A 17,134-nucleotide genomic window follows, 5' to 3' on the forward strand; every position below is an offset into this window, starting at 1 on the left:
CGCCCTTGGGGCCGCCCCCAGCTTGACGCTGGCGGCAATCCCCCGTATAAACCCGGCTAGATTCAAGTGACGAGGCAACAGTTCATTCGTTAGCCACCGTCTGGTACTTCGGTTGTCCATGGTGTCCTTTCCTTGAGTTCCCCGTGTCGGATGACGTGTTCGTCATGCGATCTTTTATGTCCTTTTTCTGGAAAGCAAATCATGCAAACCGGTATCGTCAAGTGGTTCAACGACGCCAAGGGCTTCGGCTTCATCAAGCCGGACGCGGGTGGTGACGACCTCTTCGCCCATTTCTCCGAAATCCGCGCCGACGGCTTCAAGTCGCTGCAGGAAAACCAGCGCGTGCAGTTCGAAGTCAAGAACGGCCCGAAGGGCCTGCAGGCCGCGAACATCACCCCGCTGTAAGCGTTGACCGCCGGCGCGCTCCGTGCGCGCCGCACAGCGTGAAAACCCCGCCCCCGTGGCTAATGCCGTTCAGTTAAGTCTGAACGGCATTTTTCATTGCAGGGGTTGTAAACAAGGTGTCGAGCTGTTAACTTGCCGTTTCGATGCTATCGGAACAAGTCCACGCCACCCTTGAGCTTAGTGAACCGGCCAGTTTTGCCCGGCTCAGCGAGCATCTGCCGATAGCTTGGATTGAGCAGGCGTTGGCAGCCTCGGGGACCGCGTCCATTCGTCGGCGTCGACTGCCCGCAGAACAGGTGGTCTGGCTGGTCATTGCACTGGCGCTCTATCGGCACCAATCGATTCCCGATGTGCTGGAGACGCTGGACCTGGCACTGCCCAACGATGCCAACGCCTGTGTCAGCAAGAGCGGGATCGCCCAAGCCCGCGAGCGGCTTGGAGACAAGCCTCTGTTGTGGCTGTTCGAGCAGACCGCACGCGCGTGGGTGGCTCAGGATGCTGCGCACTACAAATGGAAGGGCTTGGCGCTTTACGCCATGGATGGGACCACCTTCCGCACCGCGGATAGTCCTGAGAATCGCCTGCACTTTGGCGCCCAGAGCTATGCCAGCGGCAAGGTCGCCAGCTATCCACAAGTCCGCGGTGTCTCGCTCACGGCCGTGCCCACCCATCTTGTTGCCGATATCGCCTTTGGCCGTTATGGGTGCAATGAGATGCTCTATGCCAAGACGCTCATTGAGCGGGTCCCGGATGATTCGCTGACGATCTTTGACAAGGGCTTTCTGGCCGCAGAGATCCTGTGGGGCTTGCGCATGGGCGGCAGCGAGCGCCACTTCCTGATCCCAGCGAAAAAGAATCTGCAGTGGGAGCTGCTCTCAGGCAGTGCGGATGATGGCATCGTTCAGATGAAGGTCTCACCTCAGGCTCGCCGCAAGAATCCAGCCTTGCCAGAGACCTGGACCGCGCGCGCGATCCGGAACAAGGACTCAGATCGCATCCTGTTGACCTCGTTGACGGACCGTCGGCGCTTCAAGGCAGCCGACATCATTGCGTGCTACCAGCGCCGTTGGGAAATCGAAACCAGCTATCGGGAACTGAAGCAGACGATGCTCGGGGCCGAACTGACCTTGCGCAGCCGCCAGCCTGAGGGCGTGCATCAGGAAATCTGGGGGGCACTGATTGCGTACAACCTGGTACGTCTGGAGATGGCCAAGGCTGCGCTCGAGGCCCGCGTCGAGCCCACCGACCTGAGCTTTGTGCTGGCCTTGCGCCTGATACAGGGCGAACTGACCTGGGCAGCCGGCATGGCCCCAGGCAAGCTGCCGGCCCATCTGCAGCGCATGCGGGCCAAACTTCAGTTGGCGATCGTCCAAAAACGACGGGGGCGTAAGTGCCCCCGTGTGGTCAAAGCCCTGCCTAAGCGCTACACCGTCCGGTTCCTCAGAAAGGACCTTAACTGAACGGCATTACGCCCCCGTGGCGGGGTTTTTTGTTTTTGGCGTCCGTTTTTGCGTGCGGCTGTGGGCGTTCGTCCTGTGTCGCGCTTCCCCCCTTTCCTTTCCACCGGCACCTGTTCTTGGGTGCTTCGAGGTGGCCTTTCCGTACCACGCATCGTTGCCCCGATGAGGGGCGCCCGCATCGAGCTTGCCAATGCACGCTGCTGCGCCCTGTCACGCCACGCCTGGCGCCGCATCTCCCATCGACTTGGGTCTCCAGACCCTAAGCCCCGTCCCCTTCTGCTGACGCAGAAACGGGTACGCATTGTTGCAGCGCAGGGGTCATGCCCTGGTCTCGTCTGCTCGCAGAAACAGGTACGCCCTCTCCGCGTTGGCCGCTCTGGCTTCCGCCCTCTGCACGCAGAAACGGGTACGCAAGGCTACCGCGCTAGCGCCCCCGCCGCTTTTTGTCCCGCAGAAACGGGTACGCACCGCAAGGGCTGGGCGAATGCACCAACGCCGAAGAGACCCTCCACGCTGCCCGGCCAGTAGCGACATATCCACACCTGGACTGCCGCAGAAACGGGTACAGCTGCCGCTGGACCCACGCAGCGCACGGCGCCAAGGGCAGATATCGAAAGGCTTCGCAGAAACGGGTACGCACGCAAAGGGACTTGGCCGGACCGCGAGACGCAGAAATGAGTACGGTCGCCCGTCGCGGCATGCGTCGAACCGGTGCAGGTCCGACGCGCAGCTTCCTGGTACACGCAGAAACGGGTACGCCCGGAGCTTTGGCCTGTCGATCACGTATACGCTGAGTGTGAGCGCTAGCTTTTTATGCAAGCTCTATGTATCATAGAAACTTGGGCGACCTTCCTGCTCTACTCGCCGAGATTCCCCCGCAGAAACGGGTACGGTTGGGTGAGACGAACGTCTCGACAGATACGCAGAAACGGGTACGCTGTAGCTGCCAACGCTGCACCGCACCGATTTCGCAGAAATGGGTACGCCGCAGAAACAGGTACGCGAGTGCGATTCGAGGGGCTGATTCAGAGGCCGCGCAGAAACGGGTACGGTTTCGGGGCCGGGTCCGCAGAAACAGGTACGCTTGGGCGGCAAAGGCGCCGGCCGCGGGCAGGAAGACGAACCAATTTCTGCGGGGATAACCGGGTTCTGGCGCAGATATCCACTGGAATCGGCCGGGCAATCGCAGGTAAACCGCGTATACCGGGCCAGGGCACGCAGAAACGGGTACGCTTTCACCCCTCGCCACTGTGGACAAGCCTGTGGGACGGCCCGGTTATCCCCGCAGAAACCAGTACGCGCCAGGCGCAGATACGGGTTCGGCCTGCCGCAGATACAGGTTCGCCCCTTCGCAGAATCGAGTACGTTCGTCCGCAGATTCGGGTTCGCGGGGGTTGTTTTTTCCCTTACGAATCAAGGCGCTGAACTTCACGTATACGGTTTACAAGTAGTTAACCCGTATCGGTATCGTTTACTGGTAGTGGATGGCTGGCGAACCGTGGACAACCCTGCCGGGTTGCCCACCGTCCGCCACCATGCGACCAGCCATTGGATCCTCCGGCTTGCAAAAACAGGGCGAACGACGCCAAGGCCTTGCGTACCTGTTTCTGCGTGACAAGCCTTGCGGCTTCGAGTACAAAGGCGGGTAATCCGAAGCACGCAAATATGCCCATCAAACGCTCCCCGGCCGCCACGGGAGACCGAAGCGTCCTCGACCTGGACGCCGAGCCCTCCCGCATCATTGTTCCCGGCAACGAGAACAGCCTGATTCCGTCCGAGAAATTCCAGCGTCTGTTCGACGAGGCCCAGGCCATGGAGCGTGAAGACGCCTGGCAAAGTGGCGAGGTGGGCTTCCTGAGCCGCGCCAGTGTCCAGGTCACGCTGCCGTACCGCGCGCCAAAGGGCGCGCCGCCGGTGTGGACGCGCACCAGCGGCAATATCTCGCTGATGATCCAGCCGGGCTATTTCACGCAACAGCGCTCGGAGCGCGCCGCCAACGGCCGCCAGAAGCTGGTGTCGGAAACTGTTTCGCTCGGGTATCCCTACGGCTCCTATCCGCGGCTGATGCTGGCCTGGATCGGCAAGGAGATCATGGCGAAGAAAAAACGCGGCGAATTCACCGGCACGGTGGAGGACCGGCGCATTTCGCTGGGCAATTCGCTGTCCGAGTTCATGTACAACCTCGGCATCCCGATGGCCACCGGCGGCAAGCGCGGCACCATGACCCTGGTGCGCCAGCAGATGATCCGGCTGTTCTCGGCGACCATTGCCATCGTGCAGAACAAGTCGACGCCGAGCCAGAACCAGAATCCCAACCATGAGCCGCTGTCGATCGACCGCGTGGGCTACCTGCTCGCAGACCAGCTGTCGACCTGGTGGGACCCGATGCAGCCCGGTCAGGGCTCGATGTTCGAAAGCTTCGTGGTGCTGTCCGAGCCGTTCTTCAACGAGCTGGTCAACCGGCCGGTGCCGGTCGACATGCGCGCGCTGAAGGCGCTCAAGCAGTCGCCGTTTGCGCTGGACGTGTACTCGTGGCTGACGTATCGCTTCTTCACCATCCAGCGCCGCACCGAAATCCCCTGGGAAGCGCTGCAGATGCAGTTCGGCACCGAAACTGAAAGCGAGCGCAAGTTCCGCGCACTGTTCCGCAAGGCACTGAAAGACGTGCTGGTGGTGTACCCGGGCGCGAAGGTGGATGCGGACTCGTCCAAGGCGCTGATCCTGCAGCCGTCGCGTACCAGCGTACGCAAGCTGGGCTGAGCAGCCGGGCGACCGCTCGCGCGGTTGCTGCAAGGCGAAAGGGTCCGGCTGATATCGGCCGGACCTGTGTGGCAATCCTGCCCGAGCTGGCGATCACCCCGTGATCGGCCAATGTGAATAGCGGCCGCGCATAGCAAAAAAGGCAAGCGATGAACGCTTGCCTTTTTTGATTGCCCCCCGCGGACAAGTCCACGACGGGCGGGGGTCAGCCGAGGCTGGATCAGGCCGGCTTGATTGCCGAAGCCTGCAGGCCCTTAGGACCTTGCTTGACTTCAAACGTCACGCGCTGCCCATCCTTCAGGGTCTTGAAGCCCGCGCCCTGGATTTCCGAGAAGTGCGCGAACAGGTCTGCACCACCGTCGTCCGGGGTAATGAAGCCAAAGCCCTTGGTCTCGTTGAACCACTTGACCGTACCGGTTGCCATAGGAATTTCCTTTCGAAGCAAGTTCTTGTACACAACGCAAACAACCGTTCAAGCACGTTGAATTCTCGTAGATACCGAACGGAAGCCGACGAGGTTGACACGACTTGACTCGACTGTAGCGCGCATCATAACCACTTTGCATTGCGGTGTCATGTGCGGCGTAATGCGCACTATAGATACTTTAGGCACATTCACGCCGGCATTTCAAGCATTTTTATGGGGCTTCGCCTGACGCGATACATTGCCGCACAGATTCGCCGATTTTCGATATAGCAACATTTATTTTGTTGATTTGGAAAACGGTTGAAGCGTCACTTGGTTTTGGCTAAAGTTGCGCCTTAGGTCAAAACCGCGCTTTCAGCGCTGAAAGAGAGGTCGCAGTGGCAGCCAAAATCATCACGGTCTTCAACCAGAAAGGCGGTTGCGGCAAGACCACGGTCAGCATGCACCTGGCCGGCACCCTTGGGCTGCGCGGCGCACGCTCGATGCTGGTGGACATGGACGAACAAGGTACGGCCACGCGCTGGGCAGCCCAGGCCAGCGATGAACGGCCATTCCCTGCGTCGGTAATCGGGCTGGCCCCCTCGGGCGGCGCCATGCACCGCGAGGTTCGCAAATTCGTCCAGGATTACGACTACATCGTGGTGGATTGCCCGCCGGCGGTGCATTCGGCCGCGCCGTCCAGTGCGCTGTTGATTTCGGACCTGGCAATCATTCCCGTCGTGCCTTCACCGCCGGATCTGTGGGCAGCGGTGGCAGCCAAGACGCTGGCGCAGCATGCGCAGGTACAAAATGAATCGCTGCTTATTCGCGTGATGGCCAATATGGTCCAGCGCCGCGTTTCGATCGCGCGGCAGGCCCTTGAGATCCTTGGCGACGATGGCGAAGTTCCCTTGATGAACTCGATGATCGGATCGCGCTCGGCATTCCGCGAATGCCAGGCGATCGGCTGCACCGTGCACGGCGTCGTCGGCGCGCGCGAGTCGGTGCAGGAGGTCGACATGATGGTCGACGAAGTGTTGTCTTTGATAGAGCAATAGGCATGGCTACAAAACTGAAAAGCCTCAAGGCCGGCATGCTCGCCGGCATGGCGGCCGAAAAGAGCCGCAGTGATACGCTTGACCGCTTCGCGCGCGCCGAAGCGGCTATTTCCCAGCACCCGAATGGTTTGCTGCAGGGTAGGGCGGCCGACGGCTCGTCCGCTTTCAGCGCTGAAAGTTTCAGCGATGCCGCCGCCCCGGGCCGCCAGCTCATCCGGATTCCGCTGGCCCAGCTGCATGACAACCCGCTCAATGCGCGGCGCATCTACGACCCCGCCGTGGTACAGGAGCGCGCGGCATCGATCGCCACGCACGGCCAGAAGACCCCGGGCCTGGCCGCGCCCGACCCGGCGCATCCCGGCCACTACATCCTGATCGACGGCCATTACCGCAAGCGAGCCCTGGCATCCGCCGGCAAGCTCGAGATGGAATGTTTTGTCGAAGATGATCTGAGCGACCTGGATTTCTACCGGCTGTCGTTCATGCTCAACGAGCAGCGCTCGGACCAGTCGGCACTCGACAATGCAATCGCGTGGCGCCAGTTGCTGGACGAAGGCAAGGTCCAGAAGGAAGAGGAAATCTGTGAGCTGACCGGCATGTCGGCCGGCACTGTGAACAAGACGCTGGCCCTGTTGCGCCTGCCGGACTCCGTGCTGGGCGTGATGCGCGAACGCCCGAGCGCCATCGGCATTGCGGCCGGCTATGAGCTGACGCTGTACTGCAAGCTGGTCGGCGAGGAACGTACACGCGACCTGGCGGCGCGGATCATCAATGACGGCCTCTCGAGCCGCGAAGTCGAAGCAATTCGCAAGCACGCGCAGGAAGGCAAGGCGCGCAAGGTCAAGGAAATCAGCCGGCAATACAAGATCCGGACTGACAGCGGGCAGTTGCTCGGGACCATCAAGGAATGGGACTCGGGCCGCGTGATGCTCGACGTGCAGCTGTCCGACCGCAGCGCGCGAGAGGCGCTGGTGGAGGCATTGAAAGCCCGCTTCGGGCTGGATAAGACCTTGCTTTGAATCGTCGGGGATGACCCGTGTGTGTGGCCGGCAGCGGCGCACCGCACCCGAATGAAAAACGCCGGCCTCCATAGCCGGCGTTTTTCATTCGGGGCGATGCCGCGGATTTACCGCGAGCCTGACAACAACCTACCGGCCGGGCCGAGTGCCAGCCCTGAGCGCCGCGCCTCACCTACAGCGCCCAACGGCGGAAGTCACCCGTAGTCTTCAGCGGCAACCCTCACCGGCAGCCCTATCATCGGTGGCCCCACCGGCGACCGCCCACTGCAGCCAGATCACCGGCATCAACCAATCAGATCCCGCGGCGAACGCACGGGAAAGGCCCCGTCCTGTTGCTCGCGGTAATGCGCAATCGCGGCCGCCAGCAGGGCGTGCATGCCGCGCACCGAATACGGCGGTTGCTTGTCCGATTCGCGCTTGCGCTGGGCGCGCCGGGTAGGGGGCGTGCGGGGTGGGCCCAGCAGCGGCACGTCCCCCAGCCCGGAGTCCGGGGCAAGCGCCGCATCCAGATCCAGATGCCGGTCGTGCCAGTGCCGGCGCAGCGTAGCAAGGGCGCCATCGCTGACGCGTAAGGCGGCGTTGTGCGGCGGGGAGGAAAGCGGGCCGGGATCGTGCAGCAATTGCATCGCACGCAGGCCAACCAGTTCCGCCAGTCTTGGCCGCAGTTCACGCATCAGCGCCAGCGCCGCAGCGGCTGCCCGGTAGCGCATGCCGTCCGGATGCAGAGATTGCGCGTCGAGCCATGCGACGAACCGGCCAAGCGCGGCATCGTCAGCGCGGCGGTAGCCCGGGACGGCGTTGGGTTCGAGCAGACCGGCGGGCACGGTCGGAGCAGCGGGATCCAGCTCCGCCGCGGCATCGACCGGTCCAGCCGAACCAACCAACCCCGCAGCATCGAGGCGCGGCGGGGCGCCTTCTCCCGGTTCACCGGAACCGGCGATCCTTGGCAAGGTGCCCCCATCCCCGACGACAACCGCGCGCGCCGCCGGTGGCTGCCACCGCGCTGCCACGTCATAGCCACTGCGCTCCATCCAACTCCACAACGCGGCCAGGACCCGCAGGCTGTGCCGGATACTGGCCTCGCCAAGCGGACCCGTAAAGGGCCGCCAGGCCGCGAGCTGACGCGACGCACGCGGGCCGCACCAGCGCGACGCCGGCTCAGGCGAGGCCAGGAACGCCTGGTACGCCAGGCGATCGTCCCCATCCAATGCGACCAGGCCTTTGCGGCGCTCGATCGCGGCCCATAGCAGCAGGCGTTCCGCTTCCTTGCGATACGCGGCATAAGTGGCGCTGCCGGCCTCGCCGGTGGCTTGCAGCCAGTGCCGTACCATGCCGACGCCCGACGCAAACGGGCAGTCCGGCGCCGCGTCGCTTGCAGCCGCCATCAGTTCGAGCGGCAGCAACCGGGCCATGGCCGGGGAGAGCGGGCCGCGCGCAAGGGGCTCGCGGTTGCCCACATGCTGCGCCAGCAAAGGCTGCCCGTTGTCGTCCCGGATGGCCTGCCGATGCTCGGCCAGCCAGCGATTGATGGCGTGGCCGGCCAGGGCCCCAATCCGCGGCACACTGCGCCACCAGGCGGTGCCGCGCCGGTTCACCAGCCCAATAAGTGATTCAAGAGTAACAATCAGGCCATCGCGCAGACGGCGCGCCAGCGCCGGGCCAAACCACAGTTCCACGCCATGCGCCGGGCGCGGCGCCGCGGTGCCCAGCCGCTCGAGTTCGGCCAGTGCGTCCACGCGCCGGTCCATGCCGCGGTTGGAACGGCCGGGGCCGGCCACGAGCAGTTCAGCCAGATCCTGGCGCCCATGCAGGTGAGCGAGCTGCACCATGCGGTCGCGCAGGCCGAGCAGAACCCGCAGCGCGGATTCGCCGCCATCGTCGTCGTCGCCGTCGTCGGACAGGTAGCGGCCCACCACCATCGGCGCGGGCATGCCCTGGACGTAGGCACGCACGGCCGCAAACTCGGAACGGGTCAGGCTGATCGGCTCGATGCGAGGCAACATGGGCGTTGGAATGAAGTGGTAGGGCAGTGAATCGGGCAAATCTGGCTGAGTTCGGGATGGCAGGTGCTGGGCGCGGTACCCGCGGTAACTTATTGATTTATAAGGCACCTGAAATTGCCGCAAATCCGTCCGACCCGAAATGCACAGCAAAGCGCAATGCCGATAATTTTATGCGACTTTACGTGCAGTCGGGGCACTCGCAGCAGCACCAAACGCCTCTTTGCCTGCGTATGCTCAGTCCAATGGGCCGGCTCATGGGTCGACCGGCCCCGGGTCGGGGAAAACCCGTTGCGATGCAACAGCGCCTTGCTTTTGCAGGGCCTGTTTCATAAGCTGAACACCAGAATTAGATTTACTTAAATCTGACTTGAATAGTTTCTAAAGCGTCAGTCAACGATAAGCGCCAGGGTGAATCGTCGCCCAGGCGGGGACGTCCGAACGGGCGCAAACGGGGCGATCCGGCACCTCCATGGGAAGGGGCTGCAGCGGCAACCGACGGGAAGCTGCGACCGGCCAGGAGCCAGGCGGGATCGTATGGAAAGGCCAATCGCAGGATAGCGGCAGCCGTTCCAACAGCAAGCGCAGGTCTTCGCAGAGCCTGTGCTTGCCGCAAATTAATAAGAAGGAGAGCGGCCATGGCCAGCATCCTCTTGATCGAACACCATCCCTTACTGCGCCTGGGGCTTCGTCACCTCCTCGCGCAAGCACACCTGCCAGGCGACCTCATCGATGTCGATCCGCTCGCGCCGATCGAACCCGACCTGTGGCTACTCGAAGCGGATCTGCTCGTCTACGGACTGCCAGCCGACACGGCCGCCGGCTGGGCGGAGCTCGATTCGTTGTGCCAGCAGCTGCGGCCGCGGCGCGTGCTACTGCTGACCGACCAGCCCAACGCGGCGCTGTCCGGCCCGGCGCTGCCCGAGGCGGTACGCGGCTGCGTGCACAAGAGCGCCAGTGCCGAGGCGCTCGATGCCGCGGTACGGCTGGTGCTGGCCGGCGGCGAGTGCTTTCCGTCCCACCTGCAGTGCGAGACCGCCCCCGGCCGTGCCAGCGGCGATGGCGCACCCCCGACGCTGATGGCTGATGCCACGGCCCAGGCGCCGGTGGTGATCCCGCTGCATGCTGTCCGCGGCGAGGGCAGGCCAGCGGCACCCCCCGCGCCGGCGCTGCACGCGAGCGAGACGCCTTCGGCAGGCGCGCACCTGCTCAATATCACCGAGCGCCAGTACGAAGTGCTGGCACTGCTGGCGCGCGGCTATCCGATCAAGACCGTCAGCCGGATGCTCAATATCTCGATAGCCACGGCCAAGACGCACGCCTGCACGCTCTACCAGCGGCTGCATGTGCGCAACAAGGGCGAAGCCGTCTACGTGGCGCTGCAGCGCGGTGCCACGCTCGACTGGGCCGGCCCGCCGGCCGCCGCCAGGCCCGCCGGGACCTGCCAGGCTGCCTGAAGGGTCGGATGCGGCGAAGGAGCGGCGGCGCGGCGGCACGGGAAGCATCGGGGCGCCCCACCGCCGGCCTTCGGGCCGGCCGTCCTCATCCCCCGACGCCGCAGCGCTGCGCACGGATGGGGGGCACCAGCCTGTCTGGCCGCCGCGGTGTCATCCGTTTGATGAGCACGCCTCATCCAAAAGCATGAGGCGCTGCCCGTCCCCTCTTGCTACGTTGACAGGGAGACACTCGTTGCGCCTGGCCATGCCCGGTGCCGCGGATGTCGCCGGGTCCCCGTCGGGGCCCGGATCGACCTGGCCGCCGTCTGAACCTCCGTTCTTCCGACCATCCGACCTCTCGACCATCCGGCGCCCACGCTCGCCCTGCGCGCAACGGCAGCCGGATGCCACGCCGAATCGATGCCGACCTACCTCATCGCCAGCAATGAAATGATGTGCCGCACCCTGGTGCGGCGCCTGGAAGCGCTCGGCCTGCCGCGGCCGATCCGGTGGCGCGCACCGCAATGGCTGCACGAGTCCGCGCCGTTGACAGCCGCGGCCCGTCCGACCCCGCTGCACGGGGGCGAAGACACCGACCCCGCCGACGTCGCGCTGATCGATTGCAGCGGGCTGGAGGACGATCCGCGCAAGCTGCTCGACCAACTACAGGCACGCTTGGCGCCACGCCGCTGGCTGGTGCTGTCAGACCGCCTCGATGCCTCGCTGATCTTGCATGCCGCGCTGCTGGGCGCGAGCGGCTGCCTGGCCGTGCCCGCCCCCGCGGAACTGGTCTGCGCCGCGACCGCGCTGGTATGGGCCGGCGGACAGTGCTTCCCGCGCATGGCGCTGTCGCTGCTGCCGGCCTCGCCATCGGGCAGCATCGCCGCGACCAGCACCTAGCGTCCTGTTGCGCAATGCCATGACATGGCCGGGATGCCTGCCATGCGTCCCGGTTCGTCGTTGCCATCGCTTCGACGATGACGCCGCCACGCGCGTGCCCTGAGTTCGACAGCCTCTTGCAGAGGCGGGCACTGGTTGTCTGCACCAACAGGATTACGGCCAGCGGATGAGGGCGCCCACGCCGCGCGCGAGCTATGCTGGAAACCGCCAGGCACGCAAGCGGCCCCATCGTAAGAGGCCCACCGTGCCGGGATGCAAGGGGGTCGTATGAAAGGCGGTATGGAATGCCTGGTCGTGCATGGCTTCGCCGTGCGCGAGGGCCGTGGCAAGTGGGCCTGCTGCTTCGAGATCCGGCTGGCGGGCGTGGGCGACCAGCCGCTGCTGTATCGGGGCGAGCTGCATGGACGGCGATTCGATTGCGAGGATGCCGCCACCGAAGCCGCGCGCGAGGCGGGCGAACGTGAAGCCGAGCTGCGCGTGGAAAGCCTGCGGGCACTGATCATTGCGCAGCATCGCCTGCGCTTGCCGGGCGCGGCCCTTCCCTGATTGTCCTGAGCATTGCGAACGCCGCGTACATGGCGTACGCGGCCTGCGTGCTCTCCTGAGGGGGCTACGCAACGCGACACGCGCAAGGCGTGCCGCGGCGCTTGCGCTGGTGGTGGCTTGCGCGAGCCCACGGCGCGTGCGTACCTGGACGCTGCTCACCCTGGCCAGCCGCGCGATGAAGACCGGCAAGGGAGCAGCAACCACAGCGGCAGGCGCAACGCCCGCACGACGCTCGCGCACCCCACGCCCCACAGATCGCGAAGCCCCAAAAAAGAAGCCCGCCGACCGGGGGACCATGCGGGCTTTGAAGACGTGCGGGCGATACTGCCGGCCTACACGTCCCCTTGACGATATCCAATCGGCACGCGCGCCTCCATCAACCAGAAGCACCATGCGTCCCACGCATGCGGCTGAGTGCATCTGAACCGGCTGAACCATCTGAACTTCGCGCGGCGATGCATGGCATCCCGCTGCACGTCTGCATGGCCACTGCATGCGCCGCGGCTGCCCCGCAACGCTGCGATGCCTGACTCGCGGGGTTTTCATGAGTGTGTGCGCCGTCTAACAGACTGCGCTGAACCGTGCGCGCCAAGATCGCCAACACGACCGATGGCGCAAGTATCTGGCTCGGTGTTTGGGGGAGTGGCGGGCATGACAGCAGTCAGTGCACGGGCTGCCGTATCGCAAGCGCAAGGGCAGCAGCCCGGCGCCTGTTGTGCGCACCCGCAAATGGAACGGCAGGGCAGGCGCGGAGGTCACTAGTGTACGGCGACACCAAGATGCGTGGACGTGGCGGACCCGGTTTGCGCGGCGGCAACCCGGTGTGGGCACACGTCAACTGCCATGTCGACTTGTGGATCGAGTTGCTGCACGGACTCGACATGCCACCGGTCGCCGCACTGCCTTGCGCGGTGCGCCAGGATTTCGAGGCCGACCACTTCACGCAGTGCCGCTTTCCGGCGGCTGACCTGGAGCGGCTGTATGGCCTGACCATGCATGCACTCACGCTATACGACTCGCTCGAGTCGCACGTGGCGGCGCAGACCGCGCGCGGCCATATTGTCGTGCTGGAGCTCGACAGCAGCCAGCTGCCGCCGCCGGCCGGCGCGGGCTATCAGCGCCATCGCACGCCGACCTGCATCGCCGTCGATGTGCTGATTCCCGAAGCCGGCGCGGTCGGCTACTACCATACCGACGGCTATCACACTGCCAGCGGCGAAGATTACGCCGCGATCTTTCGCCTTGCCCCCGGGGCGCGCAGCGGCGAGACGCTGCCCTTCACGCATGCCGAGATGGTCCGCCGCAGCGTGCGCGCGCGCCCCGACGAGACCGTGCTCGAGGCGTCGCTGGCGCTGCTGCGCCTGCACCTGTGCAACCGTCCGCTGGACAACCCCCTGACCCTGTTCCGCGCGGCCTTTCCCGAACAGCTAGAGCGGCTGATGGCGCGTGGCGAACCGGGCTTCCACCATTACGCATCCGGCGTGCTGCGCCAGCTCGGCGCCAACTTCGAGCTGCTGGCGCGCTACCTGCGCTGGCTGATGATGCAGGGGCAGGAGGTGCCCGACAAGGCGGCCGAAGCCTGCTACACGATGGCCTCGGAAGCGATGGTGATGCAGTTTCGGCTGATGCGCGCGGTGATCAGCCGCAAGCCCGACCGCTGCGAAGACTGCCTGGACCAGCTCGAAGCCTCATACTTGGCCAGCGTGCCGGTGCTGGCCGCGCATTTCGGCGAGCAAGCACGGTGAACCAGCCGGGCGCGGCCGCTCCCTTTCCGGTGCCGCGCGCCGCGCCCGCGTTGCCTCAGCCAGCGGGCGAGCCGGCGCCGCTGTGCGGCCCGTGGCGCTGGCTGCAGACGTTGCCGGGCGCCGCCGACTCCCCCGCCGTGCTGGACGACACGGCCGGCTGGCTGCCTGCGCCGGTGCCCGGCAGCGTGGCCACGGCGATGCGCGCCGCGGGCCGCTGGGACGAGGGCGCGCCCAGTCCGCTGCACCGGCACGACTACTGGTACCGCCTGCGCTTTGCGGGCCACGGCCGGCGCCTGTTGCGCCTGCGCGGGCTGGATGGCGCTGCCGAGGCCTGGATCAACGGCCGGCTGGTGATCGGTGCGGGCCACGCCCCGGACATCTGCGACGCGGAGATCGAACTGTGCGGCGCCAATACGCTCGACCTGTGCTTTCGCGCGCCGCGTCCGCGGATGCATGCCGGGCGCGCCGCGCTGGTCTGGCGCGGCGGCACGCCGGCGCCATCGATGCCGTCGACACAGGTCATCGGCTACGTCGCGCGCGCGTTGCCGCTGTATGCGGTGGGACCGCGCCAGCCGGTCGAGCTGCTGGCACTCGCGCCGCCCGGCGATGCCCTGTGCGCCGGCACGGCCATCGCCGCCGTGGCGACATCGAACACCATCGCGATCACCACATCGATTGCCACCACTCTGGACGGCGATACCGGTTCGCTCACGCTGACCGTGCGCGTGTCCGCTGACGTCGTCGCGCAGGGACGCTTTGAAGTCATTGGCGGCGCGCGCCCCGTGTCCGGGCAGCTCACGCCAGCGGGCCCCGGCGCGCTGGCCGGCACCGTGCGCGTGAGTAACCCGCAGCCATGGTGGCCGCATACGCATGGTGAAGCGTTCCTGTACCGGGTACGCGCCCATGTGGCAGGACAAACCGTCGAGTGCGGGCTTGCCGGCTTTCGCGCGGTGACCTTTCCCAAGGTCGCGCCGCGGCACGCGGGTTGGTGCGACCACGTCGCTCCCTCACGCGCAAGGCCCGCGCAGGGCGTGCGCGTCAACGGCGTGCCGGTGTTCTGCCGTGGCGTGCTGCTCGATGTGCAGGACCTGCCGCAGGTGGCGGACATGCAGGCCGCCGGGCGCTGGCTCGCGCACGCGCGCGATGCGGGCCTGAACCTGGTGGTGGTCGATGACGATCCGGCCTGCCGTCCGGGCGAGGGCTTCTACCGCGCCTGCGACGCGCTCGGCATGCTGGTCTGGCGCGCGCCCGCGGCGCTGGCCGACGTTGCTTCGACGGTCGCGTCGGCCGCCGCGTCGACTGCCTCGCCAACCGTCGCGTCGACCCTCGCACCGATCGCCGCGGTGCCATGCCCGCGCACACTTGCCGAGGCGGGTCCGGCGACCTCGCCGCGCGACCCGCGCTGGAAGGCCGGCATCCCGCGCCAGGCAGGCCATGCCTGGGATGCGGAAGACCTGCGCGACCGTTACCTGCGCGCGCGCTATGGCGTCGATCCACCGCAGCTGCGCCGCGAGGCGCCGCAACGCTACCTGATGCTGTCGCGCGCACTCGCCGCCGACATGCTCGCCGATGCCGCTGCGGCCGCCGTCCGGTCCGCTGCCCGACTGCTGTTGCTGCCGCGCCTGCGCGATCCGCTGCCGGGCTGCGGCACCGGGCTGGTGGATGCCTGCGGGCGCCCCAAGTCTGGCTGGCATGCGGTGCGCCAGCATTGCGGACCGGTGCAGGCCGTGTTCGTGACCGATGCAGCCGGCATGCCCGTGCTGGCATTGCGCAATGAAACCGGCTCGGCCCTCGCCGTGGTGCTTGACCTGTGCAGCGTGGGCAACGGCCAGGCCGTGACGGCACGCCGCGCGCTGCGCCTGTCGCTGCGGGGGCGCAGCGTGCGACGCGTGGCGATGGTGGCGCTGGCATTGCCTGCGGCGGCCGGCACGATCCTGCTCGCCACACTTGCCGATGCCGCGAGCGGCGAGCGCCTGGCCGAGGCCACGTGGTTGCCGCCCGGCAGCGTGCCCACGCTGCCCGCGGCAGGCCTGCACGCAGTATTGCGCGGCGGTCCGCAGGCGTGGTCGCTGGAAGTCTCCGCCACCTGCTTCGCGCACCGCGTGCATATCGATGACCGCGCCTGGCGCGCAGCGCATGACTGGTTCGACCTCGCGCCGGGCGCCACACGCCATATCCGCCTTATGCATGATGGCCCGGCCCGCGCCGGCGCCGGGCTCATGCCGATAGGGGAGGTTCAGGCCATGAATCAACCCTCGCCGGTGCGCTACGGCTGAGCGCTCGCCGCCCGCTCTTGTCCGCTGCAGCCATGCCCGCGCTGTTGCCGGCCCATGGCCACTGCGTGCACGCGCGCGGTGCTCGCCTTCCGGCCAACCTCCCGATGGATGAGCGCTTCCCAACCGTTCGCCTACTGTCGAACTGCTTTGCCATGGCGCTAAATAGAGTCACTGGCTTGCACTCAGCGCCGCACCCAGGGTCGGCGGCGCCGCAGGCGGTAGTAGTCGGACAGGAGACATGCCGGCCCATGCCGGCGCTGTGCGGCAAGACAGCGAGGCCCCGGCGCCATCCGTGGCGGTGCGCCGTGCCGGCAGTAGGTTGTTTCCGAACACGGGGCTTGGACAGGGGGTACGAAAATGATTACGCATCGATCGGATCTGCATGTCAATTACCTGCTCAGCGCATTGCCGCGCGGCGAGTGGGAAACGCTGGCACAACACTTCGAGCTGGTCCGACTGCGCGCCGGCGAGTTGCTCACCGACTCCGGCCAGCGCATCGTCCACGTCTACTTCCCGACCACGGCGGTGGTCTCGCTGCTGTCGCTGCTGGAAGACGGCGCGACGGTAGAGATCGCCGCAGTCGGCAACGAGGGCCTGGTCGGCATCCCGGTGGTCACCGGCGGCGACACCATGCCCAGCCGCGTGGAAGTGCGCAGCCCGGGCCTGGCCTACCGCATCCCGGCGCGCATGCTGCGCAACGAGCTGCCGCGCCTGCCCACGCTGCAGCGCGTGACGCTGCTGTACGTGCAGGCCATGCTCACGCAGATCGCGCAGACCGCGGCCTGCAACCGCCACCATTCGCTCAACAAGCAGCTGTGCCGCTGGCTGCTGCTGGCCATCGACCGGCTCTCCTCCAACGAGCTGGTGATCACCCAGCAGGTCATTGCCAACATGCTGGGCGTGCGCCGCGAAGGCGTGACCGAAGCTGCCGGCAAGCTTGAAGACCTGGGCCTGATCCACCACAGCCGCGGCCATATCACCGTGCTGGACCGTTGCGGGCTGGAGAAGCACTCATGCGAGTGCTACAAGCTGGTCAAGCGCGAATATGACCGCCTGCTGCCGGCACTGGCCACCGCCTGAGCGGCACCTGCCGGACCAGCCGGCCCGGCCGGCGAGGGCCGGC

13 protein-coding genes are annotated in these 17,134 nt (G+C 66.2%); 11 read left to right on the forward strand and 2 right to left on the reverse strand.

All coding sequences use genetic code 11. From position 1 onward, the window contains the following. The first annotated feature begins 201 nt into the window (after positions 1 to 201). The 3 genes from K307_RS19070 to K307_RS19080 all read left to right on the forward strand — a co-directional run bounded on the left by K307_RS19070 (position 202) and on the right by K307_RS19080 (position 4,625). Positions 202 to 405 (forward strand): cold-shock protein, encoded by a 204-nt coding sequence (locus K307_RS19070; RefSeq protein WP_010811149.1) that lies wholly within the window; start codon positions 202 to 204, stop codon positions 403 to 405. A gap of 143 nt (positions 406 to 548) precedes the next feature. Continuing rightward, the gene (locus K307_RS19075; RefSeq protein WP_042880438.1) at positions 549 to 1,865 is read left to right on the forward strand and encodes an IS4 family transposase; all 1,317 of its coding nucleotides are present in this window, start codon (positions 549 to 551) and stop codon (positions 1,863 to 1,865) included. 1,665 nt (positions 1,866 to 3,530) lie between these two features. After that, a complete protein-coding gene (locus K307_RS19080) occupies positions 3,531 to 4,625 on the forward strand; it encodes a replication protein RepA (protein WP_042880440.1) in 1,095 nt (364 codons plus the stop codon). 220 nt (positions 4,626 to 4,845) lie between these two features. Here the strand turns inward: K307_RS19080 and K307_RS19085 are convergent, their stop codons facing one another. Further along, positions 4,846 to 5,049, reverse strand: coding sequence for a cold-shock protein (locus K307_RS19085; RefSeq protein WP_042880443.1), 204 nt, complete (start codon positions 5,047 to 5,049; stop codon positions 4,846 to 4,848). Positions 5,050 to 5,429: 380 nt separating this feature from the next. Between K307_RS19085 and K307_RS19090 the strand changes: the two genes are divergently transcribed. Continuing rightward, the gene (locus K307_RS19090) at positions 5,430 to 6,089 is read left to right on the forward strand and encodes an AAA family ATPase (protein WP_022537245.1); all 660 of its coding nucleotides are present in this window, start codon (positions 5,430 to 5,432) and stop codon (positions 6,087 to 6,089) included. A 2-nt stretch (positions 6,090 to 6,091) separates the two neighbouring features. Then, positions 6,092 to 7,108, forward strand: a complete 1,017-nt coding sequence (locus K307_RS19095) for a ParB/RepB/Spo0J family partition protein (RefSeq protein WP_042880447.1) — start codon at positions 6,092 to 6,094, stop codon at positions 7,106 to 7,108. Positions 7,109 to 7,392: 284 nt separating this feature from the next. On the opposite strand, the gene K307_RS49555 is transcribed toward K307_RS19095, so the two are convergent. Then, positions 7,393 to 9,111: a phage integrase family protein gene (locus K307_RS49555; protein ID WP_042880449.1), complete on the reverse strand. Its 1,719-nt coding sequence runs from the start codon at positions 9,109 to 9,111 to the stop codon at positions 7,393 to 7,395. A 635-nt stretch (positions 9,112 to 9,746) separates the two neighbouring features. Here K307_RS49555 and K307_RS19105 point away from each other — a divergent pair. The 6 genes from K307_RS19105 (at position 9,747) to K307_RS19130 (ending at position 17,091) form a co-directional block, all read left to right on the forward strand. Beyond that, the gene (locus tag K307_RS19105; protein WP_042880450.1) at positions 9,747 to 10,565 is read left to right on the forward strand and encodes a helix-turn-helix transcriptional regulator; all 819 of its coding nucleotides are present in this window, start codon (positions 9,747 to 9,749) and stop codon (positions 10,563 to 10,565) included. A 399-nt stretch (positions 10,566 to 10,964) separates the two neighbouring features. After that, complete coding sequence (locus K307_RS19110; protein WP_042880452.1) at positions 10,965 to 11,444, forward strand: response regulator transcription factor; 480 nt, start codon at positions 10,965 to 10,967, stop codon at positions 11,442 to 11,444. Between the two features lie 267 nt (positions 11,445 to 11,711). Then, positions 11,712 to 11,990 (forward strand): hypothetical protein, encoded by a 279-nt coding sequence (locus K307_RS19115; protein ID WP_042880454.1) that lies wholly within the window; start codon positions 11,712 to 11,714, stop codon positions 11,988 to 11,990. A 761-nt stretch (positions 11,991 to 12,751) separates the two neighbouring features. Further along, positions 12,752 to 13,735: a DUF1839 family protein gene (locus K307_RS19120; RefSeq protein ID WP_042880455.1), complete on the forward strand. Its 984-nt coding sequence runs from the start codon at positions 12,752 to 12,754 to the stop codon at positions 13,733 to 13,735. Next, on the forward strand, positions 13,732 to 16,011 hold the full coding sequence (locus K307_RS19125; RefSeq protein ID WP_042880456.1) for a hypothetical protein: 2,280 nt from the start codon (positions 13,732 to 13,734) through the stop codon (positions 16,009 to 16,011). The genes K307_RS19120 and K307_RS19125 overlap by 4 nt, the downstream gene beginning before the upstream one ends. Before the next feature lie 357 nt (positions 16,012 to 16,368). After that, the gene (locus tag K307_RS19130) at positions 16,369 to 17,091 is read left to right on the forward strand and encodes a Crp/Fnr family transcriptional regulator (protein ID WP_042880458.1); all 723 of its coding nucleotides are present in this window, start codon (positions 16,369 to 16,371) and stop codon (positions 17,089 to 17,091) included. Positions 17,092 to 17,134 lie beyond the last annotated feature (43 nt).

Origin of the sequence: Cupriavidus necator A5-1 (genome assembly GCF_000744095.1) — a bacterium.
Lineage (GTDB): Bacteria > Pseudomonadota > Gammaproteobacteria > Burkholderiales > Burkholderiaceae > Cupriavidus > Cupriavidus necator_A.